Consider the following 26,586-nt stretch of genomic DNA (forward strand, 5'->3'; position numbering starts at 1 on the left):
GTTTCACACTTTTCCGGATCATGCTCTAGGATGCCTCCGTTCACGAGATCGGAGCATGACTGCATGGACGCCGTGACGCCGCAGGGTGCCGACACCCACTCCCACATCGTTCGCCCCCAGAACATGGACTGGCAGCAGACCCGCTTCCCGGGCTGCGAAGCCAAGACGCTGCTGTTCGATCGCAAGACCGGACTGATGACCGCCCTGATGCGGTTTGCGCCGGGCGCGGTGCTGCCCGATCATGAGCATGTCAATATCGAGCAGACGTTCGTGCTCGAAGGCGCGCTCATCGACAAGGAAGGTCCCGCCGCCGGCATACGCTGCGGCGCCGGCGAATTCATCTGGCGCGAGGCGGGCAGCCGCCATGTCGCCTGGTGTCCGGAGGGCGGCTTGATGCTCGCGATCTTCCAGGTGCCGAACAAGTTCTTCGAGGCCGATGGCCGCGTGGTCGATGCGAACGGCCAGGACTGGGATGAGGCCTGGGGCCATACCCGAAAGGGTTAGGCCTCTCCCCTCGCCCGATCCGGCGGCGCGCTTGCGAAGCGTGCCGTGGAACTTTATTAGCTGATCCGCCGTGATCGCCGGGCAAACCCGCCTCTGGCAGCTGCGGCCGGGGCGGCGCTGGGATGTTTCGGAATTCGATCAGGCAGAAGATCGTTGGAATCGCGACCGGGCTGATCATCCTCGCGGTGATCACATCGGTGCTGTCGATGGTGATGGCCGGCCGGGTCGGCCATCTGCTCGAAGAGCTCACCAACCGCTACATTCCGGCCTACGGCCATCTCGCCCGCGTCAATATCCGCTCGCTGGAGCGCTCGCTCGCGATGCGGCGGATGATGATGGCGAAGATGCAGGGCGAGGAAGACGCGGTCTATGCCGGCGCGCGCAAGTCCTTCGACGAGATCGAGCCGCTGATCAAGCGCGAGGCCGATGCCGCCCGGGCACTGATCGACGCGATCATCGCCGATCCTTCCACGCCATCGGACAACGCCGCTCTCGGGCGCCTCGATGACCGCATCGACAACGCCGTCAACGACCTCTTGGTGCGCCTGAACGCGGAGAACAAGACGCTGCTCGAGCAGATCGAGGCCAAGGACATCGCGGCCGCGCGACAGACGACGCTGCGCGCCGACGCGCTGCGCAACGAGTTCAGCACTAGGATCGACGCCATCCGCACCGACATGCTGGAGCAGGTCGCCTCCGCCGCAGCGACCGTGAAGGCCGCCCAGCACCGCGCCATCATCGTCTCGGCCGTCGTCACCGGCATCGCCGCGATCCTCGGCTTCGTGTTCGCGATGCTGGTCGGCAGCGGCATCACCGGCCCGGTGATGCGGCTGCTCGAAGGCACCCGCGCGGTCGAGGCCGGCAAGCTCGACGGCAGCATCACCATCACGACTCAGGACGAGATCGGCCAGCTGTCGGCCGCCTTCAACCGCATGATCGAGACGCTGCGTAACAACCAGCGCATCCGCGAAACCTTCGGCCGCTACATCAACCCGCGGATCGCCGAAGGCCTGCTCGAGCAGCCGGCGATCGCCGCGACCGAAGGCCAGCGCCGCATCATGACGGTGCTGTTCTGCGACATGAAGGGCTTCACCAGCCTGAGCGAGGGTGTGACGCCGCGCGGCCTGGTCAAGATCATGAACCTCTATCTGTCGACGATGTCCGAGCCGATCCACGCCCATCGCGGCATCATCGACAAATATATCGGCGACGCCATCATGGCCTATTGGGGCGCGCCGTTCGTCGAGGAGACCGAGCAAACCCATCTCGCGGCCGTTGCCGCGATCGACATGATCGGGCGCGTCGCGCAGCTGCGCCGGGAATTGCCGGAGCTGCTCGGCGTGCGCACGATCCCGACCGACTGCGACGTCCGCATCGGCATTGCGACTGGCGAGGCGCTGGTCGGCAGCATCGGTTCCGAATTCATGATGAGCTACACCGTGCTCGGCGACACCGTGAACCTCGCCTCGCGGCTGGAAGGCGCCAACAAGTTCTACGGCAGCCGCTGCCTGATCTCCGAGACCACCGCTGCCGCCTGCGCCGAGACAATCGCGCTGCGCGAGATCGACCGCCTGGTCGTGGTCGGCCAGACCCAGCCGCAAACCGTGTTCGAAATCATCGGCAAGAAGGAAGAACTGACCGCGGCGCAGGGGTTGCTGCTGCAGCATTACGCCGAAGGCCTCGCTGCCTATCGCGAACGCCGCTGGGACGATGCCGAGCGCGCATTCTCGGCGGCGCTCGAAGCCGTGCCTGCCGACGGCCCGTCGATCGCCATGAAGACGCGCGTTGCAGGCTTCCGGGAAAATCCGCCGGCGACTGATTGGGACGGCGCGCGGCGCCTTGAGAACAAGTAGCGTCGATGCAGCCGTTGCAGCCGCATTGTGGCGAAGAGCGCTTGGCTCGCTGCGTTTAACCCGCAGACGCACGACAGCGAATTCTGACACCGATGTTAGTTTTGGCGTGCCGTCGTGGGGCCGCAGACAATTTTTTTTAACCGATGGGAATGCCCGGCGCGTCGGGGAGTTATTGCTTCAAACCGGCGATTGCCTGGTCGAAGCGGGAGGTCCCCATGATCAAGTCATCGATGAAGCTCGCCGCGCTCGCGGCATTCCTGACAGTGCCGCTCGTCCCGTTCTCCCCGTCCGCCATCGCGGCCGGAGGCGGCGGTGGGGGTGGCGGCGGTGGCGATCCCTACGGATCGAGCTACAGCGCTCCGGCGCAGTCGTCCCCTCAACAGAAGGACCGGAAAACGCAGAAGGCCAGGAAACCAACCAAGCAGTCAGCCTTCGACGATCCGGCGTTTCGCGAGGCCTACCGCACGGCCTATGCAACGATCTACGAACACAACGACTATGGGGCGGCGATCGATCAGTTGCACGCGCTCGGCCATGACGAGCATCCGAACGTCGCCAATCTGATCGGCTACTCCTATCGCAAGCTCGGCGACTACAAGCAGTCGCAACTCTGGTACGAGCGCGCGCTGAAGGCGGATCCAAACCATGTGCTGACGTGGAACTATTACGGCCTCTGGCAGATCGAGCAGGGCAACCGCGATCAGGCGCAATATCATCTGACCCGGATTGCGGCGATCTGCGGCACCGATTGCGAAGAGTATCGTTCGCTGGCGGCGGCACTCGAGAAACCGCCCGGCACCGGGCTGGTCTATTGAGCACGTTCGATCGCGGCCTGGTCCACCACCGACCAGGCCTCGACGAACTTTCTCCGGCGGAATTCATGGACACGGAACGATACGTGCTCCATGGCCGCGTGTCCGTTTTTGCGGGAATTTCGCCATTCCGGTCAGTGCTCCCCGCGCGTAGCTTGCGGGCGACGCGAAGGATACGTCGAGACACTTCATCATGACCTGGCGGCTTGTTGCGTGGGGCGGCCTTGCCGTTGCCGCGCTGGTTCCCATCGTTGGCGGCATCTGGCTGCTCACCCTTCCCGCCGCGTCGGCCTACAAGGTCCCGCCTCCGATCGCAGCAAGCGAGCACGACGCGACGATAGCCGCGCTGAAGCCGCTGAGGCGGCAGCGGCCGCTGATCGCGATCGTCGGCATCAACGACATGACCGAGACCACCGACTATCTGATGCCCTACGGCATCCTCAAGCGCGCCGACGTCGCCGATGTCATGACGCTGGCGACCAGGCCCGGTCCGGTCACCTTGTTCCCGGTGCTGAAGGTCGAGCCTGATGCGACGACCGCCGCATTCGACGCCGCGCATCCCGACGGCGCCGACTACGTCATCGTGCCGGCGATGAGCCGCGACGACGATCCGGCCGTGGTGCAGTGGATCCAGCGTCAGGCTGCGAAAGGCGCCGTGATCGTCGGCGTCTGCGCCGGCGGCAAGGTGGTCGCGTCGACCGGCCTGCTCGACGGCAGGCGCGCCACCACGCACTGGTTCTATCTGAAGGACTGGCGCGACAATCATCCGGCCATCCAATACGTCGCCGACCGCCGCATCGTGGTCGATCGCGACGTCGCGACCACGACGGGGATTTCGGCGTCGATGCCGATGTCGCTCACGCTGATCGAGGCGATCGCCGGCCGCAGCAAGGCCGAGGCCGTCGCGCGCGAGATCGGCCTGCCCGGCTGGGACGAGCGCCACGACAGCAGCGCCTTCAAGTTCAACCGACCGTTCGCGCTGACCGCGATCGCGAACACGCTGGCGATCTGGAACCGGGAGCAGCTCGGCCTGATGCTCACGCCAGGCGTCGACGAGGTCTCGCTCGCGCTGGTCGCCGACGGCTGGTCGCGGACCTATCGCTCGCATGCCGTGACGTTTGCCGCGACCGACGCTGTGGTGACCAGCCGCAACGGCCTGCGCATTCATCCGGGCAAGATTGCCTCCGATTGGCCCGCCGAGCGGCGGCTCCCCGCGGTCGGCACGACGACACCGGCCCAGGCGCTGGACCGGACGCTGGCGGGAATTGAGATGCGCTATGGCGAACAAACAGCGGACTTCGTGGCCATGCAGCTCGAATATCCGCGACATCGGAATCCGTAGAGCGAACCGGCGCATTGCGCTTCGCTAACCCGTCCTAGGGTCGGCTCCAGAACGCATTTGATATTCTGATCCTCGCTGTCATCTCTTTGTCATGAATTGTGCCGACACGTCAGCGCCAGCACAGTTCGGGGACACGCATGGACTATTTCAAACGCTTCAACTTCCTGTTCGCCGCCCCGGTTTTCGAAGCCGACGACCTCGAGGGCATCCGCTTCAACCAGATCATCACCGAAATCGAGCGTTCCGGCTTCGAGGTGGTGCGTGCCCGCAAGCTGGAGGATGCCGAGATCGCGGTGCAGACCGATGCCGCGATCGGCTGCATGGTGGTCGACTGGGGCAAGAAGGGGCTTGAAGGCAAGACCGCAGCGCTGATCAACCTGATGCGCCGGCGCGGCCTCGACTTCCCGATCATCCTGTTGATCCGCCGCAAGCGGTTCGAGGATCTGCCGGTCGAGGTGCTGGATTTCATCGACGGCTATGTGTTCCTGTCCGAAGAGACCCCGCCCTTCATCGCCAAGAACCTGATCAGCCGGCTCAAGCAATATGCCGAAACGCTGAAGACGCCGTTCTTCGGCGCGCTGGTCGACTATGCCGAGGAAGGCAACCAGCTCTGGACCTGTCCTGGCCACAATGGCGGCGTGTTCTACAGCCGCAGCCCGATCGGCCGGGTGTTCGTCGAGCATCTCGGCGAGGCCGTGTTCCGCGACGACCTCGACAATTCCGTGCTCGACCTCGGCGACCTCCTCACCCATGAGGGGCCGGCGCTGCGGGCGCAGAAGGAGGCCGCGCGGATCTTCGGCGCCGAGAAGACCTATTTCGTGCTCAACGGCACCTCGACCTCGAACAAGGTCGCGCTCGGCTCGCTGGTCACCGACGGCGACCTCGTGCTGTTCGACCGCAACAACCACAAGGCCGCCCATCACGGCGCGCTTCTGATCGGCGGCGGTATCCCCGTCTATGTGCCGACCGTGCGCAACGCCTGGGGCCTGATCGGCCCGATGCGCTGGGACCTGCTCGACGAAGCCACCCTGCGCGACACCATCCGCAAGCATCCGCTGGTCAAGGACGAGAACGCCTGGAAGAAGGAGCGCCCGTTCCGCGTCGCCGTGGTCGAGCAGTGCACCTATGACGGCACCATCCATTCGGCCGAGATGATCCTCAAGCGGATCGGCCATCTCTGCGACTACATCCTGTTCGACGAGGCCTGGGCCGGCTTCATGAAATTCCATCCGATCTATGCCGGCCGCTTCGCCATGGGCCTGTCCGACCTCGGCGCGGAGGCGCCCGGCATCATCGCGACGCAATCGACCCACAAGCAGCTCGCGAGCTTCTCGCAGGCCTCGCAGATCCACATCCGCGACCGCCACATCAAGGGGCAGAAGCGCCGCGTCGAGCACCGCCGCTTCAACGAAAGCTTCATGCAGCACGCCTCGACCTCGCCGTTCTATCCGATCTTCGCCTCGCTCGACGTCGGCGCGCAGATGATGAAGGGCCGCTCCGGCGAAGTGCTGTGGGACGACACGATCCGGCTCGGCATCGAGCTGCGCAAGAAGATCCGCGCCGTCAAACGCGAGTTCGAGGAGAAGGAGACGCGACCGGAGCGGCGCTGGTTCTTCGAGCCGTTCGTGCCGGATCGGGTGAAGATTCCCGACGTCGCCCGCGACGGCGGCACGCACAACGTCGCCTGGGAGACGATCTCGACCGACCAGCTCGCGACCGATCCGTCCTACTGGCAGCTCAGCCCGGGCGAGACCTGGCACGGCTTCCCGGAGCTGACCGCCGGTTTTGCCATGACCGACCCGAACAAGCTCACCTTGCTGACTCCAGGCTTCGATCATGCCACCGGCGCCTATGCCGATCACGGCATCCCCGCGCCGGTGGTTGCGCAGTATCTGCGCGAGAACCAGATCGTCGCCGAAAAGAACGACCTCAATTCCCTGCTCTTCCTGCTGACGCCCGGCGTCGAGGCCAGCAAGGCCGGCACGCTGGTGTCGGGCCTCGTCGCCTTCAAGAAGCTGCACGATGACAACGCGCTGATCGAGGACGTCATCCCCGAATTCTTCCGCCGCCGTCCCCAGCGCTATGCCGGGGTGCGGCTGCGCGACCTCTGCGGCGACATGCACCGCTTCTTCCGCGACGGCGGCGTCAGCACGCTGCAGGCCAAGCAGTTCCTGCCCGAACATCTGCCCGAGATGGCGATGTCGCCGCGCCAGGCTGCGCAATATCTGATCCGCAACGACGTCGACTATCTGCCGATCGGTGAAATCTACGGCCGTGTCGCCGCGACGCCGTTCGTGGTCTATCCTCCGGGTATAGCCACCATCGTGCCCGGCGAGCGACTGACGGAGCGCAGCAAACCGATGATCGACTATCTCAAGATGTTCGAGGCGAGCTTCAACGCCTTCCCCGGCTTCGAGGTCGAGGTCCAGGGCATCTACAAGGAGATCGACGAGGCCGGCCGGGTCCGCTTCTACACCTACGTCGTCGCCGAATGAGCCAACGGACTGCCAACAATGGAGAATGATCACAAGATCACCGTCCGTGCCTCACGCGACAGCGACGTCGACGCGATGCTGTCGATCTACCGCCATCACATCCGCCGCGGCGTCGACGAGAGCGTCGACGACACTGGAACGCCGGAGCCCGACGATCTGCGCGACCGCCGCAAGAATCTGCGCAACACCCGCCTGCCGCATCTCGTCGCGATCTGCGACGGCGAAGTGGTCGGCTACGCCTATGTGGTGCTGTTCCGCAAGCGTCCGGCCTATCGCTACACGGTGAAGCATTCGATCTACGTGCATCACCGCGTCACCGGCAAGGGCGTCGGCGGCCGGCTGCTGCAGGAGTTGCTCGACACCTGCGCCGCGGCCGGCTTCCGCCAGATGATCGGCTATATCGACTCTGACAATGCCGCCTCGCTGAAACTGCACGACCGCTTCGGCTTCGCCCGCGTCGGCCATTTGCCCGGGGTCGCCTATCGCTACGGCCGCTGGTCCGACACCGTGATGGTGCAGCGCTCGCTGGCGTCGGGCGCAACCGCCCCACCCCCGCCCGCGCCGCTGTCGCGGCGGTGACCGGCCGGCAACGGAAGCAGCGCGCCCATCTCTATCCCCGTCATGCTGAGGAGCGCGCAGCGCGTCGCGAAGCATGCACGGCCACAGTTGGGCCGTTCGTGCTTCGAGACGGCCGCTGCGCGGCCTCCTCAGCATGACGGGGATGGATTTGAATACGCCGCTCGAAGCCTTATTCCAGCGTGAAGCCGACCCGCAGCGTCACCTGGTAGTGGCGGACCTTGCCGTCTTCGATGTGGCCCCTGGTCTGCACGACTTCGAACCATTTCATCTCCCGGATGGTCTTCGACGCCCGGCTGACGGCGTTCTCGACCGCCGCCTCGATGCTCTTCTCCGACGATCCGACGAGTTCGAGGATCTTGTAGACGTGGTCCTTGTCGTGCGTGGTGGGCATGTCGACCTCCTTGGGGTGGATGGACGATCCGGACGCGATTTGTCCTCTGACGTGGGCCGGATGTTGCCGGGCGGCGGAGCAATGCTGCGCGGCAGCAGACCGGGCGGATTGAAACAACGTGCCGCACCGGCTTTGGTGCCACTGTCGCACCCGCCTTGTCGGCGCGGGCCCCTATGGTAGCATGATCGGGTGCAGTTTACGGGAGCGATATCATGTCGACCATGTCCAGCTCGCCTGCCACGCCTCCTCACAGCCTCGGATCGGGCCTCGCCAACCTTCGCGCGAAGTGGGGCTGGATCGTCGCCCTCGGCGTGATCTACCTGATCGCAGGCACGCTCGCCTTCGGCAGCATCTTCTTTGCCACCGTCGTCAGCGTGCTGTTCGTCGGCGCGATGATGATCGTCGCCGGCGTCGCCGAGATCGTGAATGCATTCCAGTTCAAATCGTGGGGCAAGTTCCTGCTCTGGATGCTGCTCGGCGCGCTCTATGTCATCGCCGGCTTCATCACCTTCGAAAATCCGCTGCTCGCCGCGGTCACGCTGACGCTGTTCCTCGGCGTTGCATTGGTGGTCTCCGGCATCGTCCGCATCTTCCTCGCCTTCGGCATGAATGCCGCATCGCCCTGGGGACTGGTCGCGGTGTCCGGGCTGATCACGCTCGCGCTCGGCGTCATCATCCTGGCGCGCTGGCCGGTCTCGAGTCTCTGGGTGCTCGGCATCTTCCTCAGCGTCGACCTGATCTGCGCCGGCGTCAGCTGGATCACGATGGGCCTGGCGCTGAAACGCAGGGCATGATGAGGCCGTAACGCGCGTCGGCGACAGCGTAGCCCGCACGAGCGAAGCGATATGCGGGAGCAACCCGGATGTCGCATTCGCTCATCCGGGCTACATGACTGTGTGTACCCGCCCGACGAAGCCTTTAGGGCTGCGCGAGGTGCCAGGCGCCGTTCAGAAAGCCGTCACCGGTGATGTCGCCGGGCTTCTGATCCTTGGCGAAGGTGTAAAGCGGCTTGCCCTTGTAGGCCCACTGCTTCGAACCGTCGTCGCGCGAGATGATGCTGTAGCCGGCCTCGGCCTTGTCGCTGGCTTCCGCCTTCAGCACCGGCCAGTTGGTCGCGCACGGGCCATTGCAGGCCGACTTGCCATCGCTGTCCTTGTCGAAGGTGTAGAGCGTCATTCCCTTGGCGTCGGTCAGCACCGAACCCTTCGAGGTCGAACCGGTCTTGGCCGGCGGCGCGGCGAGTGCCGCCGACGTGAGTGCGAACGACATGGCAGCGGCGAACGCGAGCGAGATCGATGTCTTCATGGGGTCTCCGTTTGAATGCAAATTGCTTGCATGTATCAAACGCACGATGACGCCCTCTATTCCGTCGCGACCGCGGAAAGAATTTTACAAACAGCAATCAATGCGAGGGGAATAAATCCGAAGCGGCGCGCCGCTACCGGTTGCTAGCGGCTGATCTCCTCGACCGCGCGCACCAGCGGGCGCTCGGAGAGCTGGATCGGGCCTGAGAACGGTGTGCTCATCTCGAGGATCAGGTAGATCGCGGCCGCGATCAGCGCCGCCGCGGCGACATAGGTCGAGATCACGACCACATTGCGCGGCGCGCGAAAGCCGAGCGTCGCGAACATCAGCGTCAGCCAGCCGACCAGGATGCAGATCAGGGGCGACGGGAACGAGCCGTCGGACTGCTCGACGAAGGTCCAGCGCTGCTGCACCGCCTGTCGGTACACCGAGCGGGCATCGTTCCACAACGCGATCTTCTGCTCGTCGTCGAACCGCAGCGCGCGAAGACTGTTGCCGACCTCGTCCAGCAGATGCTCCGACACCTCGCTCGCCCGCGAGATCGGATTGTCCTTCAGCACCTGCTCGACATAGGCGAGCAGCCGCTTGCGCGGCTCGTCGGCGCTGGGCCCGAGCGGCCGCATGCTGCGGTCGAGCAGGATCAGGTCGGTGGCGAAGACGTGCAGGTTACGGTCGACCGCCACATAGGTGTTGGCGGCATTGTTCATCATCAGGCCGAGCAGCAGCGAGGGCATGGTGACGAACAGGGTCGCCACCAGCCGCACCGAGCTGTTGGTCTCATCGGAGCGATGATGCTCGCCGAGCCGGCCATACACCGCCATGCTCGCGAGCGCGGCGCCGGTCAACAGCAGGAAGGTGAGGAAGGCGACGAGGAATGCAACCACGGCTGACGGGGACCTGCGACAGAATCACTAGGCGAGGATAGCAAGCGCGGCGCGCCAGCGCATGCCTCCCCAACCCCGTCGGGGGAGCGCGCCGCCAAAAATGGCGAAAACAACCCCATGCAAAGTAGCCGGTAGCCGCAAGCACGCTCGACCAGGCGGCTTGACACGTCGGGCAACTCAGCGTTACTCTTCCAATATTCCGAAATCGTGCAAGCGCCCCTACCCGAGCCGGTGTCCATCAAGGGCCCCAGAGGATAACGACGTGCATATTGTCGACGACAGCGAGGTCAACCGCGTCCTGACCTTCCCGATCCTGATCGAGGCGATCGAGGCCGCGCACCGCCGGCCGAAGATCGCGGTGCGGGACGGCTATCTCGGCGACGACAAGGGCCAGCAGCTTGTGACGCGCAGCGCGGTCGATGCCGACCGTTTCATGATGACCAAGCTCTACACCAGCTTTCCCGGCAACCTCGCTCACGGCAAGCTGCCGGCCGTGCAGGCCGTCTGCGTGCTGTTCGACGGCAACAACGGACAGCCGCTCGCAGTGATGGACGCCGCCGAGATCACCCACTGGAAGACCGCCGCCGATTCCGCGCTCGGCGCCAAGCATCTCGCCCGCGAGGATGCCGAGACGCTGCTGGTGGTCGGCGCCGGCGAGATGGCGCGCTGGCTGGTGCGCGGCCACCGCACGGTGCGCCCGTCATTGCGGCGCGTGCGGATCTGGAACCGGACGGTGGAGCGCGCGCAGCAGCTCGCCACGCTGCTGGAGCGCGAAGGCATTGAAGCCGAAGCCGTCCGCGACCTCGATGCCGCGACCCGCGAGGCCGACATCATCACCACCTGCACCCGCTCCCGCGAACCGCTGGTCAAGGGGGCGAACCTGCGGCCCGGCACCCATCTCGATTTGGTCGGCGGCTTCACGCCGGAGACCCGCGAGTCCGACGACGAGGCGGCACGCCGCTCCCGCATCTTCGTCGACCGCCGCGAATCCGCGTTCGACGGCGTCGGCGACATCCTGGCGCCGATTGCCAGCGGGGCGATCAGCAAGGACGACGTGCTCGGCGACCACTACGATCTTGCGGGCGGCAAGGTCTCGGGGCGGCTGTCGGATAGCGACATCACCTTCTTCAAGAACGCCGGCGGCGGCCATCTCGATTTGATGACGTGCGAAACAGTGTTTCGCCAGTTGGGAACGGAGTTAAGGTAGTGAGCCTGCCCGTCAGCATCGCCAACTCCACGAGAGCGATCGGAGCAGGCCAAAATCAGCGTAGCTCGTCACGACTTGATAGCAGGGCACAATAGCAGTTTCGCTTCCTGCGCCCGGCATAGACCGATCTCAGGAATAAAACGCAAATTGATCCAAGGTAAGCAAAGCTTGAAGAGCGCGCGTCTGCGTATAGTGCTCGGCCTTGGCTCGACCATGGCCAACCGCATTCCTACCCACATTTTGTCTTTCCGAGTCGGCATACGTGTAGTTTTTGAGGTAGTCTGCGAATTCGACAGGGAAGAATAGCGTATCCCTTCCACCTGCCATCTTCGCCGCCACATCTACAGTGAAGTCTAGGAGGGTTTCGATCTTGCGAGTGCGCTGCCCCGTCTCGCGGAGGTAGGCATCAGCGATAATGCCCTCAATTTCTGTGAGCACCACTTTCAGGCACGCCACCCAATCGCCATGCTTGTAAGCATTCAATCCGGATCGAAGGATGATCTCTTTCTCCTTCATATGCGGTTTGGACATCCAACGATCAAACATTCGGTCCAGACGCTCGCTCGTGAACTTGTCGGCAATATTTGCCTCGGCTTCGTCCAAGGGAAAGCCTGCCGCGCACGCGTCGTGCAGGTCCTTAAATTCCTTCCCCATAACCTCTATGAAGGGAAACCATCCCGCAGCCACAACACGCTTAAAGACATCTTTATCAGCCAAGGCTGCATAGATGTCGGCGTACTGCATCGTTCGAGCGAGCGTTCCAAGATCACGTTTAGCGCTCTCAATATCGAGATGACCGTCGGAACCAAAATCGAAGAAAAGGCCAAATCGAAAGCCCTCGCGGAAGAGAACAATTATCCTGTCGCTCTGAGAGATTTTCACTAAGGGAAACCACATATTGTGCCAGCCCGATCCAGTGCAGGATGCGCTCCGGCATCTCTGGCACTATGACCGATGACTGATAACAAGTTCGGAGCAACCCGATGAAATATTGCTTGGTCCGAGGTCATGGATGCGCGCGTCCACACCTTAACGGATGTCCCGGGTAGTGCTGCTTCCGCCGATACGCCGGCAATATTGATGCTCCGGAGTATAATTGGCTTACCCACATTCCCAGCCAAAATGCCCGGCCTAGCAGGTGTCGGGCTGGTATCCGTCACATCTTTTATCTGATCAGCAGACATCGTTCGGGAATCCTACGTTAGAGGGCGTAGGTTGGATAAGAACGCGTACGATGCCGCCACTCAGCCGAGGAGGCAATGGCGGGTTACGGCTTCCGCCTTCGCTTGCTGAGCTACGGCGGACGCGCTCGTCTAACCCGCCTACGCCCCTACTCCGCCGCCTGCTGCGTCGGCGCGTCCAGCGCCTCCGACACCTTCGGCGGCGACATCGGCAGGCTGTAGAAGCGCTTGCCGAGCGCGTCGTGGACGGCGTTCGCGACTGCGGCCATCACCGGCACCAGCGGCACTTCGCCGACGCCCTTGACGCCTTGCGGGTGCTTCGGGTTCGGCACTTCGACCAGGGCGCAGTCCAGCATCGGCAGGTCGGAACAGACCGGCATGCGATAGTCGAGGAAGCCGGGATTATCGACCTTGCCGTCCTTGTTGTAGATGTACTCCTCGTTCAGCGCCCAGCCGATGCCCTGTGCGACGCCGCCCTGCAGCTGGCCCTCGACATAGCTCGGATGGATGGCGCGGCCGACATCCTGCACCGCGGTGTAGCGGATCACGCGGACGATGCCGAGATCGACGTCGACCTCGACGTCGCAGATATGCGTGCCGAAGCCGCCGTCCGCTCCTTGCGTGTTGAGCTGCACGCTGGCACCGATCGGGCCGCCCTGCGCGGGCGCCTTCTCGGCGAGGTCGACGAGAGTGAGCGGCTTGAACTCGCCGGCATTCGGGCTCACCGGATGCGCGGCGCCGTCTTCCCACTTCACCGCTTCAGGATCGATCTCCCAGATCTTCGCCGCGCGCTCGCGCAGGGTGGCGATGATCTTGTCGGTCGCCTGCGTCACCACCATCGAGGAGGCGAACAGCACGCGGCTGCCGCCGGTCAGGTTGGAGAAGCCGACCGTCTGGGTGTCGCCGATGATGACGGAGATGCGCTTGTAGTCGATGCCGAGCAGCTCGGCGCAGATGTTGGCGATGCCGGCGCGCGACCCGCCGATGTCGGGGTGACCGGTGGTGACGACGACGTTGCCGTCCTCGGTGATGTTGACCTGCGCGGAGGACTCGCCGCCGGCGTTGAACCAGAAGCCCGATGCGACGCCCCTGCCCTGCAGCTTGCCGAGCGGCGCGGCATAATGCGGATGGTTCTTTGCGGCTTCCAGCGTCTCGATATAGCCGATGCGCGGGAACACCGGGCCATGCGCGGCCTTGGTGCCCTCCTTGGCCGCGTTCTTCAGCCGCAGCTCGAGCGGGTCCATCTTCAGCGCATCGGCGAGCTCGTCGAGCACGCACTCCACCGCATAGGCCCCGATCGGCGCGCCGGGCGCGCGGTAGGCCGCGACCTTCGAGCGGTTGGAGCAGACGTCAAAGCCTTCCGACAGGATGTGCGGGATGTCGTAGGGCGCAAAGCTGCAACCGACCGCGCCGCGGATCGGCGAGCCCGGGAAGGCGCCGGCCTGCAGGTAGAAGGCGCCGTAGGCGGCGACGATGGTGCCGTCCTTCCTGGCTCCGATCTTCACCGTGCTCTTCGAGCCTGATGTGGGACCGGTGGCGCGCATCACCTCCTCGCGCGTCATCACCATCTTCACCGGACGGCCGGACTTTTTCGCGAGCAGCGTCGCCAACGGTTCGAGATAGACGATGGTCTTGCCGCCGAAGCCGCCGCCGATCTCGGCGGGAATGGCGCGGATGTCGCTCTGCGGGATGCCCGTCAGCATCGACGTCATCGCGCGCACCATGAACTGGCCCTGGCTCGACGACCAGACCGTGGTCTTGCCGTCGGCGGCCACGGAGATCAGGCAGGCATGCGGCTCGATATAGCCCTGGTGCACCGGGCGCGTCGTGAAGGAACGCTCGATGATGATTTCGGCATCCTTGAATCCAACAGCGATGTCGCCCTTCTTGGATTCCAGCCGGCCCATGATGTTCGACGGCTTACCCTCGAACTTGTTGAACTCATGCAGGATCGGCGCGCCGTCCTTGATTGCGTCGTCGATCTCGATCGCCCAGGGCAGCACCTCGTAGTCGACCTCGATCAGCTTGCAGGCTTCGGCCGCGATCGCTTCCGTGGTGGCGGCCACCGCGGCGACGGGGTGGCCGGGGAACAGCGCCTTGTCGCGCGCCATCACGTTGCGGCACATCCAGCGCATGTCCTGGATGCCGAGCATCACGGCGCCCTTCTCGATCGTGAAGTCGACGACGTCGCGCGAGGTGACGACCGCCTTCACGCCGGGCAGCGCCTCCGCCTTCGCGGTGTTGATCGACTTGATCCGCGCATGCGGATGCGGGCTGCGCAGCACCTTGCCCCAGATCATGCCGGGCATATTGGTGTCGGCGGCGAACGCCGCGCGGCCCGTCACCTTGTCGACGCCATCGGGCCGGATGGTGCGCTGGCCGATCCACTTGTTGTTGACGACGTTCATCGTGCAGTCTCCCGGCTTCCTTCGCGCATTTCAGCCGCGGTCTCCATCACCGCGCGGACGATCTTGTCGTAGCCGGTGCACCGGCACAGATTGCCGGCGAGCCAGAAGCGGACTTCCTCTTCGGTCGGGTCCGGATTCTTCTTCAGCAACGCGTCGGAGGCGACCAGCATGCCCGAGGTGCAGATGCCGCATTGAAGCGCGGCGTGCTCGAGGAATTTCTGCTGTAGCGGATGCAGCTTCTCGCCGGTCGCGAGGCCTTCGATGGTCCCGATCTGATGCCCCTCGGCCTCGGCCGCGAGCATCAGGCAGGAACAGACCAGGCGATCGTCGAGCGTGATCGAGCAGGCGCCGCAATCGCCGGACGAGCAGCCCTCCTTGGAGCCAGTGAGGCCGAGCTGGCCGCGCAGCGCGTCGAGCATGGTCTCGTACGGCTCGCACAGAAATTCCATCGGCTCGCCGTTGACAGTGGTAGTGACGTGCAGTTTCGCCATTGTGTTAATTCCCTCCGGCGCGCTTGGCGGCGATCGCGGCCGTGCGCTTGAGCAGCACACCGGCGGTCTTGATGCGGTAGGCGATGGTACCGCGCTTGTCGTCGATCGGACGGCAGGCGGAGCGGCAGGCCGCGGCGGCCGCTTCCAGCGCGGCATCGTCGAGCTTCGAGCCGATCAGCGCCTTTGCGGCGGGTTCGACCAGCAGCGCGGTCGGCGCCACCGCGCCGAGGCCGACGCGGGCCGCGGTGCAGACGCCGTCCTTCAGCGTCAGGCTGACGCCGATGCCGACCACCGCGATGTCCATCTCGGTGCGCGGGATCATCCGCAAGTAGGCATCACCCGATCCGACTGGACGCGGCGGGAACGCGATGCTGACGAGGATCTCGCCCGGCTTGAGGTTGGTGCGGCCCGGTCCGGCCGGCACGTCCTCGACCTTGAGCTCGCGGCGGCCGCCCGGCCCTTGCAGCGTGACGACGGCACCGGCTGCGATCATCGCGGGAACGCTGTCGCCGGCCGGCGAGCCGTTGCACAGATTGCCGCCGGCGGACGCCCGGCCCTGCACCTGCTTGGAGCCGATCAAATTGACGGCCTCGAGCACCCCGGGCCAGACCTTGCCGAACCGGTGATGTTCCAACAGCGCCATGCCGGAGACGGCAGCACCGACGCGGAAACCGCCATCGGCGGTTTCGGTGATCTCGGTCATCTCGCCGATCTTCTTGATGTCGACGATCAGTCCCGGCCGCACCAGGCCGGATCGCATTTGCACCAATAAGTCAGTGCCCCCTGCCATAATGCGGGCGGCACTTCCGGCGGCAGCGAATGCGCTGATCGCTTCATCAAGCGAGCGCGGTGCTACGTATCGGATATCGGTCATGTTGTTCTTTGGTTCTCCCTCGCCTGCGCAGCCCTTATGGTGGTTTGCCTTATGATTGGGCGGCAGTAGCGGCAGCCTACACGCCGAGGCACGGTCCGAACAACCCGTCAGCTGCGGTGGAAAGCGCAGGCTCCTATGCAGGATGCGGGCTTGTGCGGTGCGGGCGGCGACATTGCGCCGCGCAGTCATCGATCCTTCACATCGCTGGAAAATGCGGGCGGGCGCGACACCCGCCATGATTGTGCAGGCGCGAGCACCTCGCCTTGTTCCGCCGACGGCGACGCCGATCATGATCCGTGGCACCGCCCTTGCTTGCGTTGATCCGTGGATTGGTGAAGCATGCGATGCCGCTGCGGCATCGATGCCGGCTGGCCCGACGAATGCGTATCAGGAGAGAGCGAATGCCCCCACTTTCGCGCCGGACCCTCCTCAAGCTTGCCGCCGGCGCACCGCCTGCGATCGCCGCGCCGGCCTTCCTGACGCCGCAGGCCTTCGCGGCAGGCAAGGACAAGACCATCACCGCGGTGATGCACTCGGACCTGCGCATCATCGATCCCGGCTTCACCACCGCCTACATCACCCGCGACCACGGTTACATGGTCTACGACACGCTGCTCGGCGTCGACGCGAGCTTCAAGGTCCGGCCGCAGATGGCGGACTGGACGGTCTCCGACGACAAGCTCACCTACACCTTCACGCTGCGCGACGGGCTGAAATGGCATGACGGCGCGCCCGTCACCGCCGAGGACTGCGTCACTTCGCTGAAGCGCTGGGCCACCGTCGACGGCATGGCGCAGAAGCTGATGGATTTCACCGCGAGTCTGGAGGCCGGCGGATCGAACAGCATCGTGCTCAAGCTGAAGGAACCGTACGGCCTGGTGCTGGAGACAATCGCAAAGCCCTCCTCCTACGTCGCGTTCATGATGCCGAAGCGGCTCGCGGAGACGCCGGCGGGCAAGCAGATCGCCGAGCAGGTCGGCTCCGGTCCGTTCAAGTTCGTGGCCGGCGAATTCCAGCCCGGCGTCAAGGCGGTCTATGTCCGCAATACCGATTACGTGCCGCGCAAGGAGAAGCCGGAATGGACCTCGGGCGGCAAGGTGGCGAAGGTCGATCGCGTCGAGTGGATCACGATGCCCGACGCGCAGACCGCGATCAACGCGCTGCAATCCGGCGACATCGATTTCCTGGAGCAGCCGTCAATCGACCTGTTGCCGGTGCTGGAGGCCAATCCCGAGCTCAATGTGGCCGTGCTGAACAAGTTCGGTTTCCAGATCGACGGACGGATGAACTTCCTGCACCCGCCGTTCGACAACGTGAAGATCCGCCGCGCCGCGCTGCTGGCGATCGGCCAGAAGGACGTGCTCGACGCCACCGTCGGCAACCCCAAATATTACGAGATCTGCGGCGCGTATTTCGCCTGCGACACGCCGCTCGCCAGCGACGCCGGCGCCGAGACGCTGATCAAGGGCAACGGCATGGCCGCGGCCAAGAAGGCCCTGGCGGAGTCGGGCTATGACGGCACGCCGGTCGTGATCATGGTGCCCGGCGACATCCAGACGCTGAAGGGAGCACCGATCGTGGTGGCGCAGCGGCTGCGCGAGGCCGGCTTCAATGTCGACGCGCAGGCGACCGACTGGCAGACCATCGTCAGCCGCCGCGCCAGCCAGAAGCCGCCGAAGGAAGGCGGCTGGAACATGTTCTTCACCTTCACCGGCGCCACCGAGGTGATGAACCCGATCGTCAACAACCAGATCGCAGCCAACGGCAAGCGCGCCTGGTTCGGCTGGCCCGATGATCCGCAGATCGAAGCGATGCGCGACGCCTTTGCGCGCGCGACGTCCGCCGACGAACAGAAGAAGCTCGCGCTCGAGATCCAGAAGCGCGCCTACGAGCAGGTGATCTATCTGCCGCTCGGCCAGTTCCGGTTGCCGAGCGCCTGGCGCAAATCGCTGGCCGGCGTGCTGGATGGCCCGGCGCCGCCGGTGTTCTGGAACGTCGACAAGACCGAATAGGACCAGCGCCGGTTTCGCGCAGGCGTTTCGCCGGCGCGGCCGGGCATTCTTCCCGACGTCTCCGGCAATCCTCCCGACTGCAGGCGGGCGCATGACGCATCGTGTTCAGGAGAACGCGGCGGCGCGCTGGTGCTATGCTTCGTTCGCCCGATGCCCTGCGTTGAATCGCGAGAACGATCATGGAAGCGCGCGGATTTTACCACGAGGGGATGCTTGCACTGCAGGAGAACGCCGATGGCCGGCGCCTCGCCGAATATCTCGCCACCCGCGCGAGACACAGTGAATTTTCCGAGCGCGACATGGCGCAGATCACGACGGCAAGCTTCTTCTTCATCGCGTCATCGCACGGCGATCATCCGGACTGCAGCTTCAAGGGAGGCGATCCCGGGTTCGTCAAGATCATCGGCCCGAGCACGCTGGAGTTTCCCGACTACGACGGCAACCTGATGTACCGGACGCTCGGCAATATCACCATGAATCCGAGGGTCGGGCTGTTGTTCATGAGCTTCGACGGCAGGTCCTATCGTATTCGCATCAACGGAGACGCCAGTATCCATTGCGACGCGGAGAGCCTGGCGCGGCACCACGGCGCCAGGGCGGTGATCCGCGTCGAATGCCGCGACATCTATCCGAACTGTCCGCGCTACGTCCCCGATCTCGTCACGGTCGCCCGCTCCGCCTATGTGCCGCGGCCGGGCGAGACGCCGCCGACGCCGGAATGGAAAAGGCTGCCGGAAGTCGTGCCGCATCTGCCGTTGTCCGATGCGCGGGACGCTATGGCTTCAGGAATGGACACAACGGAGCGAGACGATGCGTAAAGACTGGCTTGGACCGGCGGCCCTTGCCGCAATGATCTGCGCCTGCCTGTCGGGTGCGGCCGACGCGCAGACTGAAGGCCGCAGGTACGATCCCGGCGCGACCGACACCGAGATCAAGATCGGGCAGACCATGCCCTATAGCGGGCCGGCATCGGCGATCTCGGTCATCGGCAAGGTCCAGGCCGCCTATTTCAGGATGATCAACGACCGCGGCGGCATCAACGGACGCAAGATCGATCTGATCTCCTACGACGATGCGGCGACGCCGGCCAAGACGGTCGAGCAAACCCGCAAGCTCGTCGAGGGCGACGAGGTGCTGTTCATGTTCCAGACTCCCGGCAACGCTCCCAACATCGCGGTTCAGAAATATCTCAACGACCGCCACGTCCCGCAACTGTTCGCGGGCGGCCGCTCGACGCGTTTCGAGGATCCCGCCGGCTTTCCATGGACGATGGGATTCGCGCCCAACCTGCGGACGGAAATCCGCGTCTATGTGCGCTTCATCCTCGACAATTACCCGGACGCCAGGATCGGCCTGCTCTACCAGAATGACGAGAGCGGCAAGGACTATGTTGCCGGATTGAAGGATGCGCTCGGCGCCAAGGCTGCGCAGATGATCGCGTCCGAAGCGCCCTATGACGTGACGGACCCGACCATCGACTCGCAGGTGGTTCGGCTCAAGGATGCGGGCGTCACCGTGCTGATCGACATGGCCGGCCCGAAGTTCACCGCACAGGCGATCCGCAAGGCGGCCGAGCTCGGCTGGAAGCCGATTCACCTCCTCGGCGTCGCCTCGTCCTCGATCGACGCGGTGCTGGCGCCCGCGGGACTCGCGAATGCCAAGGGACTGATCTCGGCAAGTTCCTTCAAGGAGGCCGCCGACCCGACCTGGGCGGACGATGCCGGTATGAAGAAATGGACCGCCTTCATGGCGTCGTATTTTCCGGAAGGCGACAGAAAGAGCATCTTCACGACCTACGGCTACAGCGCAGCCGAGCTGCTGGTGCAGGTGCTGCAGCGCTGCGGCGACGATCTCTCGCGCGACAATGTCATGCGCCAGGCCGCGAGCCTGAAGGACGTGAAGCTCGATCTGCTGCTGCCGGGCCTCTCCATCAACACCAGCCGCACCGACTATCGCGTGGTCAAGGAGTTCCGGATGATGCGCTTTACCGGCGAACGCTGGGAGCCGTTCGGGCCGATGGTCGCGGACTAGCCCAAAGCATCGGCGGCGCGATTGCCCGCGCCGCCGATCACCTCGTGCATCAGCCTTCGCGCGTCACTGGCCGTTGGCCCGGCGCGCGGCTTTCGGCGCCTCGTCCTTCAGCTTCTCCAGCGCGTCCGGCATCATCCGGCCGAACATCGAGCTCAGCATCGCGGTCGGAATCAGGCCGGCGCCAGAGCCCTCACCCGCCTGGCCGCCGGACATCAGAAATTGCGGCACCAGCGGCTGGTTGATCCGCGTCAGGGCGTCGGCGAACTTGGCGAAGTTCTGCTCGGCGAGCCTGAACTCGGGGCCGCCATAGGCGTCGACCGCAAGCTTGGTCGCCTGCGCGTTGGCGGCGCCGACCGCAAGCACCCGGTCGGCCTCGCCCTGGCCTTCGAGCCGCGACTGCTCGCCGACCGCGGCGGCCGTGACCTTGCGGGTCTCGGCGTCCTTCTGCGCACGCGCCAGCGCGGCGGCACCCTCGTTCTCGTTGACCTTGACCTGGATCAGCGACTGCGTCAGCGCGGTCTGCGCCGCCGCCGTCGCCTTGGCCTCGTTCAGCGCGCGCTCCTGCACCGCCGCCTTCTCCTGCTCCTGATAGGTCTCGATCTGCTCGCGCGCGATCTGGCGCGAGCGCAGCTGGATCAGGATGTTCTCGATGGTGTGGTCGTTGGCCGCCGCCCGCGGCGTGCCGATCAACACTTCCTGGAGGTCGAGCGAATAGCTCTCGAACTTCGCCTTCATCTCACGCGCGGATTCCGCCTGGATCGCGGCGCGGTTCTGCAGCAGCTCGATCAGCGTCATCTTCTGCGCGATGTTCTTGAAGAACGCGCTGACCATCGGGTCGAGCGTCTGCTCGACCAGCTTCTTCACGTCGCCGAAGCGCTGGATGATCATCGGCGCCTTCTTGTAGTCGATATGCATCACCACCGAGAGCGGCAGCGTCGGCTCGAACGCGTCCCTGGTGATCAGCGAGATCTCCGACAGGTTCTCGTCGAGCTTCATGGCGCCGACCTCGCCCCGCACCCATTTCAGGATGAAGTTGACGGTCGGGATCACCTCGATCTTGCCGGCATAGGTGTTGAACGCGTATTTGCCCGGCAGCAGCGGATCCTTCCAGACGCCGCGGCTGCCGTTGAGCACGAGTTCGCCGTGGCGATACTGCTCGCCCGAGACGTCGTCGGTGCGCGGGCCGGTGTAGAAGATGACGACGCCGACATTGCCGACCGGGATCACGGTTTTCGGCACCGCCTCGACGGTCGCGAACAGCCGGTTGATGTACCAGGTGCCCTCGACGATCACCTGCAGCTGGCGGCCGCGATAGCCGCCGCCCGCGAGGAATTTCTCGGGCTCCTGGAAGTTGTTGTGAAAGGTCGCCGCCTCGCGCAGGTCGATGCCGACCTCGGGGGCGATGATCTCGCCCGGAGGCAGCGACGGGCCGTCATGCACGGTGACGATGCCGACCAGGTCGTGATCGGCCGCCAGCACCACGGGCGCGAAGCCCCAGCGCTCGGTGATCGTCAGCTGCATGCCCTCGAGCACGCCGCGCTCGCGCTCGCTCAGCGCATGGCCGTAGACGCGTTCGTCGGTGATGACCGCGAACTGCGTGGTGTTGATCGCATAGGTACCCTCGCGCAGCACCTTGCGCTGCGGGCCCTTCTGGCCGCCGCCCAGCAGGAAGCGGCGCGCGTCCTGGAAGTCCGACTTGTCCTCGGTGTCGTTGGCACCGAGCACCTGCGAAGGCTCGAGCGGCGCACCGTCGCGCGCGAACACATAGGCGATCTTGCCCTGGCCGACGGTGACGAGGTCCGAGCGGTGGATGCGGTACATGAAGGGAAACAGCATGTGCAGGCCGCCGCGCAGCACTTCCGGCTCGTAGCCGGCTTCGCCGTTCAGGGCGATGAAGCCGTCGTCGATCGAGCCCTTCAGCGACCACAGCTTCTCGACGATGCCGACCTGATTGTTGGGAATGTAGCGAAATACGTTCGATACCCGCAGCAGGGCCGCGATCGCGACCAGTACTGCGATCCAGATGGCCAGCTGGATGACGCCAGAGCCATCAAGAAAACCGAGGAAGTCCATAGTCCATCTCCACAATTCGCAACCGGGCGGTTTGGGAGCCCAAACCTGCACCCAAGAATTGCGGTGCGGAGATGTGGTGCGCGGCCATTCCGGCACAAGGTGGCGCAGCGCCCGGCGCAGGCCGATCTTTTTTCGATTGCCCGTTGAACCTTTGGGAGAGTTGCAGCACAGCGGCCGACATCACGAACGCGTCAACCGGTCTTCCTCACCGGCTATGTTGTCCGAGGCGCGCCTCGGTGCCGGCCAGCAGCCGCGCGATGTTGGCACGATGGCGCGCGATCACGTAGATGCCGCCGGCGATCACCAGCAGGCGATAGGGCAATGGCTGTTCGAGGCTGCACACGAGGGCGATCGCGGTCAGCGACGCCAGCATCGACCCGAGCGACACGATCCGAAACGTGGCCACCACGGCGCCGAAGACCGCCGCGGCACCGAGGCCCACCGGCCATGACATCGCCAGCAACACGCCGAGGCCCGTCGCGGCTGATTTGCCGCCGGTGAAGTTCAGCCAGACCGAACGGCCGTGCCCGAGCAACACGGCAAGCCCGGCGAGGCCGACGCCCCAGGCCGCGCAGGTCTGCGAATCCACGGCGGCCGGCGGCGTGATGGACGGCAATGTGTACAGCCAGCGATAAAACCAGCCGGCGAACACGATCGCCGCCGCGCCCTTGAGCACATCGACCAGAAGCACGACCAACGCCGGCCACTTGCCGAGGGTCCGCAGCACATTCGTCGCCCCGGTGGATCTGGAGCCATGCTCGCGGATATCGATGCCCCTAAGCAGCCTTCCCGCCAGATAGCCGGTGGGGATCGAGCCGAAGAGATAGGCGACCGCCAATCCGGCGACGCTCGCTAGCCAGAAGATCACGTAAGTCACCTCGAAATGACTCCAGTCCGGCACGATGATCGAGTTGTCCGGAGCGTGCAAGCGGCTCAGACGGCGCGAGCCTTATCGGAGGCAGACGCGGCCATCGTAGCCGCGTGATCCGCGCCGCTGATCGAGGCGAGGATTGCCGCAATGGCCGGATGCTGCGTCGCCTCCAGCGCGGCGATGGTCTCGTGCGCCCACTGGTAGGACGATTCGAAGATTTCCTGATGGCGGTCGAAATCGGTCACGTCGATGCCCTCGGGCGTCGGCGGGCGCATCACCATGTCGAGCGGTGTGGTCGGCAGCGTGTCGTAGCGCTGATGCGCGACGAGGCTGCGCCACAGCACGTTGACGGCGCTCGGCGCGGCCGGCAGCGATTTCCGCCGGAACGGCGTCAGCAGCGAGGCGAGCAGTTCGAAGCGCCCCGGCAGCGCCGCATAGTCGACATCGAACATCTCGGTCGCCGGCTCGCCGAAATGGACCACGAGATTCGGGCCGCTCTTCATCTGGTGCATCTGCGCCAGCGGAACGTTGTCGACGAGGCATCCGTCGACCAGCATCAGGCCGTCCCGCGTATAGAACGGCGGCAGCAGGCCGGGGATGGCGCTCGATGCGCGCACCGCCTGCCACAACAGCCCGGTCCTGATCAGTTCCAGACTGTGCGTCGACAGGTTGGTCGCGACCGCCGCGAACGGCCGCCAGCAATCCTCGATCCGGCAATGGTGGCCGTACTGATCGGCGAGCGCGGCATCGAACGCCTTGTGATCCAGCAGGGCATAGCGCGGCCAGGTCGGGCGGCGGAAGCTGCGGCTGGAGACGAAGATCTCGTGCGTGCCGCGCTCGAGATGCTCGGCGTCGTAGTTCTTGGCGAAGCCCGCCGCCATCGCGGATCCGACGCTGGTGCCGACGAAGATGTCGAACATCACGCCGCGCTCGCGGAACGCCTTGTAGATTCCGACATGCGCCGTGCCGAGGCTGCCGCCGCCGCCGGCGACGAATCCGACGGCGCGCCCGCACAGGAAGCGGACCAGGCTGTCGACGTCGATCATGTCCTCGAGCGCGACATGGTGGTGCATGTGACACGGCACCCGCGAAAGCCAGGCGGCGGTGCCGCTGACCTCGTGCCGCCGGTGATCGTGGACGCGGACCAGACGTCGGGCCGATGCAGGGTGCACGGTGCAGGCGAAGCTCTCGATCTCGGTCAGCGCGGGCGGAGGCGCGGCGCCGCGGCAGACCAACACCACGAGGTCGGCCTGGCGAATGGCCTTGCGCGCCCAGTCGGAGGCGTCCGGCCCGCCGAAATAGGCCACCAGCGGCGCGTCATACTCGATCCTGTTGAGCCAGTCAGCGACCTCGGAGGCGTCGAGCGCGCGCCCGGGGAACATCGCCTGAAGCCGCGCGAGATCGACGATCTCGGCGCCGGCATCCGCAAGGCTCTGGCGCAGGCACTGCTCGAACGCGGGCGGCGCCGCCTCGTGTCCGCCCGAGATCAGCGCGACGGTCCGGGCCCGCGGCGACGCCCGCACCGGCAGCAGCCGCGCGGTCTCGGTGGCAAATCGCCGCGCCAGGGCGGCAAGCAGCGCCTCGACGATCTCAGGCGTTTCCTGCGCCAGCTTGGCATAGGCGGCCCGCGTCAGCACCAGCACGCTGCTGTCGCGGATCGCGATCACATTGGCGGTGCGCGGGATGTTGGCGAAGAAGCCGATCTCGCCGACCAGTTCGCCGGCGCGCAACTCTGCAATCGGCTCGGCGTGATTGGTCCGGTACACCGTCAGCGCGCCGTGCAGCACCAGAAACAGCGCGTCCGAGGCGCCGCCCTGCTCGACCAGCAACTGGCCGCGCACGAGGTCGCGCCGGGTCATTGCTGCAAAGGCGATCAGCCGCTGTTCCGCGCTGAGCGTCCTGAACAGCGCGAAATCCTCCGAGGCATTTCCCCACGCAAATGTCGCGCTCGTCCCTTCCGTGGGCGGCACCCTGTTCGATTGCATGAACGGATGTTAGCGCCGCGCCGCCGCCCCGGCGAGCCCCATCAGAGGCCGCGCCCGCCGGCAGCGCAGCGGCAACGCCTTGGAAGCGCTGCAACAGATGGCAGCGCGCCAGTTCGCCGCCGTCATCCGACCAGCTCCGGCCACGGCACGATGGTCGACTTCACCGTCTTCATCGCCATCGCATCCGCCACCGCCTGCCCGACGCCCTCTTCGGTGAACGGGTAGATCGTCTGCATGTCGAGCCACGGATATTTGTTGCGCGTGCGGTAGAGCATGTCGACGCCGAGCGGCAGGTCGTTGCCGGTGAAGCCCCAGGAGCCGAGCACGTTGAGGTCCTTGGTGCAGATGCGATGCCACGATGTGTTGATCGAGCCGGCATCGGTGAACTGGCCCATCTCGACATAGGTGCCGCCGTCGCGCAGCATCTCGATGCCTTCGGGTCCGGCGGTCGGATGGCCCGAGCAATCCATCACGAGATCCGCACCGAAGCCGCCGACGATGTCGCGCACCGCCTTGATGCGCTCCTCCGGAGTTTTGAGCTGCTCGATGTCGACGGTCGCCTCCGCGCCGAACTTGCGCGCCAGCGCAAGCCGAGGCGTCTCCGGCGCGCCGACGCAGATCACGCGCCCCGCCCCCATCTCCTGCGCCGCGGCGACCGCGAGGATGCCGATCGGGCCCGAGCCCTGGATCACCACCGTGTCGCCCCAGGAAAAGCCGCCGGCCCGCGTCGCGCGGTTGAAGGCGCGGATGCAAGAGGTCAAGGGCTCCGAGAGCGCGCCGAGCCGCAGCGACATGTCGTCGGGTAGTTTGTAGATCTTGGTGCCCGGCAGCATGTCGAGATCGACATAGACATATTCGGCCCAGCCGCCCCACATATGCGGCGGCTTGTCGAAGCCGAGATAGCGGCCGTAGTAGACCGGCGTCAGGCACTTGTTGGCACTCGCGGGATAGTGGATGCAGTAGTAGCAATTGCCGCACGGCATCAGCGGCGGGATCATCACCTTCGAGCCGACCTTGAGCGGCTTGCTCATGAAGTCCTCGGTGAATTCGGGGCCGCATTCGACGATCACGCCGCCGAGCTCATGGCCGAGCGTGAACGGCCACGGCAGCGGCTTCGGCCAATGTCCCTTCAGGATGTGCAGGTCGGTGCCGCAGACGCCGCAGGCGCCGACCTTGATCAGCGCCGCCTTCTTGCCGACCTTCGGCCACGGCACGGTGCGGATCACGGGCTGGGCTCCCGGCCCCTCGTGCGTGCAGACGCGGATCTGGTTCATGAGCATCCTCCCCT

At 65.3% G+C, this 26,586-nt stretch carries 22 protein-coding genes; 11 read left to right on the forward strand and 11 right to left on the reverse strand.

Annotation, left to right across the window (positions count from 1 at the left end; translation table 11 throughout):
* Positions 1 to 63 precede the first annotated feature (63 nt).
* From JQ633_RS21765 to JQ633_RS21790, 6 genes are all read left to right on the forward strand, one after another.
* Positions 64 to 504: a cupin domain-containing protein gene (locus JQ633_RS21765; RefSeq protein WP_211987115.1), complete on the forward strand. Its 441-nt coding sequence runs from the start codon at positions 64 to 66 to the stop codon at positions 502 to 504.
* Between the two features lie 122 nt (positions 505 to 626).
* Positions 627 to 2,357: an adenylate/guanylate cyclase domain-containing protein gene (locus JQ633_RS21770; RefSeq protein ID WP_211987116.1), complete on the forward strand. Its 1,731-nt coding sequence runs from the start codon at positions 627 to 629 to the stop codon at positions 2,355 to 2,357.
* A gap of 215 nt (positions 2,358 to 2,572) precedes the next feature.
* Positions 2,573 to 3,172, forward strand: coding sequence for a tetratricopeptide repeat protein (locus tag JQ633_RS21775; protein ID WP_211987117.1), 600 nt, complete (start codon positions 2,573 to 2,575; stop codon positions 3,170 to 3,172).
* 190 nt (positions 3,173 to 3,362) lie between these two features.
* Positions 3,363 to 4,511 (forward strand): DJ-1/PfpI family protein, encoded by a 1,149-nt coding sequence (locus JQ633_RS21780; RefSeq protein WP_211987118.1) that lies wholly within the window; start codon positions 3,363 to 3,365, stop codon positions 4,509 to 4,511.
* Positions 4,512 to 4,648: 137 nt separating this feature from the next.
* Complete coding sequence (locus JQ633_RS21785) at positions 4,649 to 7,006, forward strand: Orn/Lys/Arg decarboxylase N-terminal domain-containing protein (protein WP_211987119.1); 2,358 nt, start codon at positions 4,649 to 4,651, stop codon at positions 7,004 to 7,006.
* 18 nt (positions 7,007 to 7,024) lie between these two features.
* Positions 7,025 to 7,585: a GNAT family N-acetyltransferase gene (locus JQ633_RS21790; RefSeq protein WP_211987120.1), complete on the forward strand. Its 561-nt coding sequence runs from the start codon at positions 7,025 to 7,027 to the stop codon at positions 7,583 to 7,585.
* Between the two features lie 169 nt (positions 7,586 to 7,754).
* Here the strand turns inward: JQ633_RS21790 and JQ633_RS21795 are convergent, their stop codons facing one another.
* Positions 7,755 to 7,976 (reverse strand): dodecin, encoded by a 222-nt coding sequence (locus tag JQ633_RS21795; RefSeq protein ID WP_211987121.1) that lies wholly within the window; start codon positions 7,974 to 7,976, stop codon positions 7,755 to 7,757.
* A gap of 221 nt (positions 7,977 to 8,197) precedes the next feature.
* Between JQ633_RS21795 and JQ633_RS21800 the strand changes: the two genes are divergently transcribed.
* Positions 8,198 to 8,770, forward strand: coding sequence for an HdeD family acid-resistance protein (locus JQ633_RS21800; protein ID WP_211987261.1), 573 nt, complete (start codon positions 8,198 to 8,200; stop codon positions 8,768 to 8,770).
* Positions 8,771 to 8,894: 124 nt separating this feature from the next.
* Here JQ633_RS21800 and JQ633_RS21805 read toward each other — a convergent pair whose 3' ends face one another.
* The gene (locus tag JQ633_RS21805) at positions 8,895 to 9,281 is read right to left on the reverse strand and encodes a COG4315 family predicted lipoprotein (protein ID WP_211987122.1); all 387 of its coding nucleotides are present in this window, start codon (positions 9,279 to 9,281) and stop codon (positions 8,895 to 8,897) included.
* A gap of 143 nt (positions 9,282 to 9,424) precedes the next feature.
* Positions 9,425 to 10,165 carry a hypothetical protein gene (locus JQ633_RS21810; protein ID WP_211987123.1) on the reverse strand — a complete coding sequence of 247 codons (741 nt, stop codon included), beginning with the start codon at positions 10,163 to 10,165 and terminating at the stop codon, positions 9,425 to 9,427.
* A 262-nt stretch (positions 10,166 to 10,427) separates the two neighbouring features.
* Between JQ633_RS21810 and JQ633_RS21815 the strand changes: the two genes are divergently transcribed.
* Positions 10,428 to 11,372, forward strand: a complete 945-nt coding sequence (locus tag JQ633_RS21815) for an ornithine cyclodeaminase family protein (RefSeq protein WP_211987124.1) — start codon at positions 10,428 to 10,430, stop codon at positions 11,370 to 11,372.
* Positions 11,373 to 11,501: 129 nt separating this feature from the next.
* Here JQ633_RS21815 and JQ633_RS21820 read toward each other — a convergent pair whose 3' ends face one another.
* From JQ633_RS21820 to JQ633_RS21835, 4 genes are all read right to left on the reverse strand, one after another.
* Positions 11,502 to 12,254, reverse strand: coding sequence for a hypothetical protein (locus JQ633_RS21820; RefSeq protein WP_211987125.1), 753 nt, complete (start codon positions 12,252 to 12,254; stop codon positions 11,502 to 11,504).
* 448 nt (positions 12,255 to 12,702) lie between these two features.
* Entirely contained in the window at positions 12,703 to 14,961 is a 2,259-nt protein-coding gene (locus tag JQ633_RS21825; RefSeq protein WP_211987126.1) for a xanthine dehydrogenase family protein molybdopterin-binding subunit, read from the reverse strand.
* Positions 14,958 to 15,452 (reverse strand): (2Fe-2S)-binding protein, encoded by a 495-nt coding sequence (locus JQ633_RS21830; RefSeq protein ID WP_211987127.1) that lies wholly within the window; start codon positions 15,450 to 15,452, stop codon positions 14,958 to 14,960. Before JQ633_RS21830 ends, JQ633_RS21825 begins: the two co-directional genes overlap by 4 nt.
* A gap of 4 nt (positions 15,453 to 15,456) precedes the next feature.
* On the reverse strand, positions 15,457 to 16,317 hold the full coding sequence (locus JQ633_RS21835; protein WP_211987262.1) for an FAD binding domain-containing protein: 861 nt from the start codon (positions 16,315 to 16,317) through the stop codon (positions 15,457 to 15,459).
* 536 nt (positions 16,318 to 16,853) lie between these two features.
* On the opposite strand from JQ633_RS21835, the gene JQ633_RS21840 reads away from it, so the two are divergent.
* From JQ633_RS21840 to JQ633_RS21850, 3 genes are all read left to right on the forward strand, one after another.
* Complete coding sequence (locus JQ633_RS21840; protein WP_249159553.1) at positions 16,854 to 18,338, forward strand: ABC transporter substrate-binding protein; 1,485 nt, start codon at positions 16,854 to 16,856, stop codon at positions 18,336 to 18,338.
* Positions 18,339 to 18,547: 209 nt separating this feature from the next.
* Positions 18,548 to 19,156: a pyridoxamine 5'-phosphate oxidase family protein gene (locus tag JQ633_RS21845; RefSeq protein WP_211987129.1), complete on the forward strand. Its 609-nt coding sequence runs from the start codon at positions 18,548 to 18,550 to the stop codon at positions 19,154 to 19,156.
* The gene (locus JQ633_RS21850; protein ID WP_433995678.1) at positions 19,149 to 20,369 is read left to right on the forward strand and encodes an ABC transporter substrate-binding protein; all 1,221 of its coding nucleotides are present in this window, start codon (positions 19,149 to 19,151) and stop codon (positions 20,367 to 20,369) included. The genes JQ633_RS21845 and JQ633_RS21850 overlap by 8 nt, the downstream gene beginning before the upstream one ends.
* Positions 20,370 to 20,432: 63 nt before the next feature.
* Here JQ633_RS21850 and JQ633_RS21855 read toward each other — a convergent pair whose 3' ends face one another.
* From JQ633_RS21855 to JQ633_RS21870, 4 genes are all read right to left on the reverse strand, one after another.
* Positions 20,433 to 22,442, reverse strand: coding sequence for an SPFH domain-containing protein (locus JQ633_RS21855; protein WP_211987130.1), 2,010 nt, complete (start codon positions 22,440 to 22,442; stop codon positions 20,433 to 20,435).
* 205 nt (positions 22,443 to 22,647) lie between these two features.
* A complete protein-coding gene (gene plsY, locus JQ633_RS21860; RefSeq protein WP_211987264.1) occupies positions 22,648 to 23,310 on the reverse strand; it encodes a glycerol-3-phosphate 1-O-acyltransferase PlsY in 663 nt (220 codons plus the stop codon).
* Positions 23,311 to 23,375: 65 nt separating this feature from the next.
* The gene (locus JQ633_RS21865; protein WP_211987131.1) at positions 23,376 to 25,298 is read right to left on the reverse strand and encodes a patatin-like phospholipase family protein; all 1,923 of its coding nucleotides are present in this window, start codon (positions 25,296 to 25,298) and stop codon (positions 23,376 to 23,378) included.
* 122 nt (positions 25,299 to 25,420) lie between these two features.
* Complete coding sequence (locus tag JQ633_RS21870; RefSeq protein ID WP_211987132.1) at positions 25,421 to 26,572, reverse strand: zinc-binding dehydrogenase; 1,152 nt, start codon at positions 26,570 to 26,572, stop codon at positions 25,421 to 25,423.
* Between the last annotated feature and the right edge of the window lie 14 nt (positions 26,573 to 26,586).

It is taken from the genome of Bradyrhizobium tropiciagri (assembly GCF_018130505.1).
In the GTDB taxonomy this organism is placed as follows: Bacteria; Pseudomonadota; Alphaproteobacteria; order Rhizobiales; family Xanthobacteraceae; genus Bradyrhizobium; species Bradyrhizobium tropiciagri_B.

Bases quoted from the DNA above. Each gene is read 5' to 3' on its own strand.
- JQ633_RS21790 (WP_211987120.1), top strand. From the start codon at position 7,025: ATGGAGAATGATCACAAGATCACCGTCCGTGCCTCACGCGACAGCGAC.
- JQ633_RS21800 (WP_211987261.1), top strand. From the start codon at position 8,198: ATGTCCAGCTCGCCTGCCACGCCTCCTCACAGCCTCGGATCGGGCCTC.
- JQ633_RS21825 (WP_211987126.1), bottom strand. From the start codon at position 14,961: ATGAACGTCGTCAACAACAAGTGGATCGGCCAGCGCACCATCCGGCCC.
- JQ633_RS21830 (WP_211987127.1), bottom strand. From the start codon at position 15,452: ATGGCGAAACTGCACGTCACTACCACTGTCAACGGCGAGCCGATGGAA.
- JQ633_RS21775 (WP_211987117.1), top strand. From the start codon at position 2,573: ATGATCAAGTCATCGATGAAGCTCGCCGCGCTCGCGGCATTCCTGACA.
- JQ633_RS21850 (WP_433995678.1), top strand. From the start codon at position 19,149: ATGCGTAAAGACTGGCTTGGACCGGCGGCCCTTGCCGCAATGATCTGC.
- JQ633_RS21855 (WP_211987130.1), bottom strand. From the start codon at position 22,442: ATGGACTTCCTCGGTTTTCTTGATGGCTCTGGCGTCATCCAGCTGGCC.
- JQ633_RS21805 (WP_211987122.1), bottom strand. From the start codon at position 9,281: ATGAAGACATCGATCTCGCTCGCGTTCGCCGCTGCCATGTCGTTCGCA.
- JQ633_RS21870 (WP_211987132.1), bottom strand. From the start codon at position 26,572: ATGAACCAGATCCGCGTCTGCACGCACGAGGGGCCGGGAGCCCAGCCC.
- JQ633_RS21840 (WP_249159553.1), top strand. From the start codon at position 16,854: ATGCACTCGGACCTGCGCATCATCGATCCCGGCTTCACCACCGCCTAC.
- JQ633_RS21770 (WP_211987116.1), top strand. From the start codon at position 627: ATGTTTCGGAATTCGATCAGGCAGAAGATCGTTGGAATCGCGACCGGG.
- JQ633_RS21795 (WP_211987121.1), bottom strand. From the start codon at position 7,976: ATGCCCACCACGCACGACAAGGACCACGTCTACAAGATCCTCGAACTC.
- JQ633_RS21865 (WP_211987131.1), bottom strand. From the start codon at position 25,298: ATGCAATCGAACAGGGTGCCGCCCACGGAAGGGACGAGCGCGACATTT.
- JQ633_RS21765 (WP_211987115.1), top strand. From the start codon at position 64: ATGGACGCCGTGACGCCGCAGGGTGCCGACACCCACTCCCACATCGTT.
- JQ633_RS21780 (WP_211987118.1), top strand. From the start codon at position 3,363: ATGACCTGGCGGCTTGTTGCGTGGGGCGGCCTTGCCGTTGCCGCGCTG.
- JQ633_RS21785 (WP_211987119.1), top strand. From the start codon at position 4,649: ATGGACTATTTCAAACGCTTCAACTTCCTGTTCGCCGCCCCGGTTTTC.
- JQ633_RS21845 (WP_211987129.1), top strand. From the start codon at position 18,548: ATGCTTGCACTGCAGGAGAACGCCGATGGCCGGCGCCTCGCCGAATAT.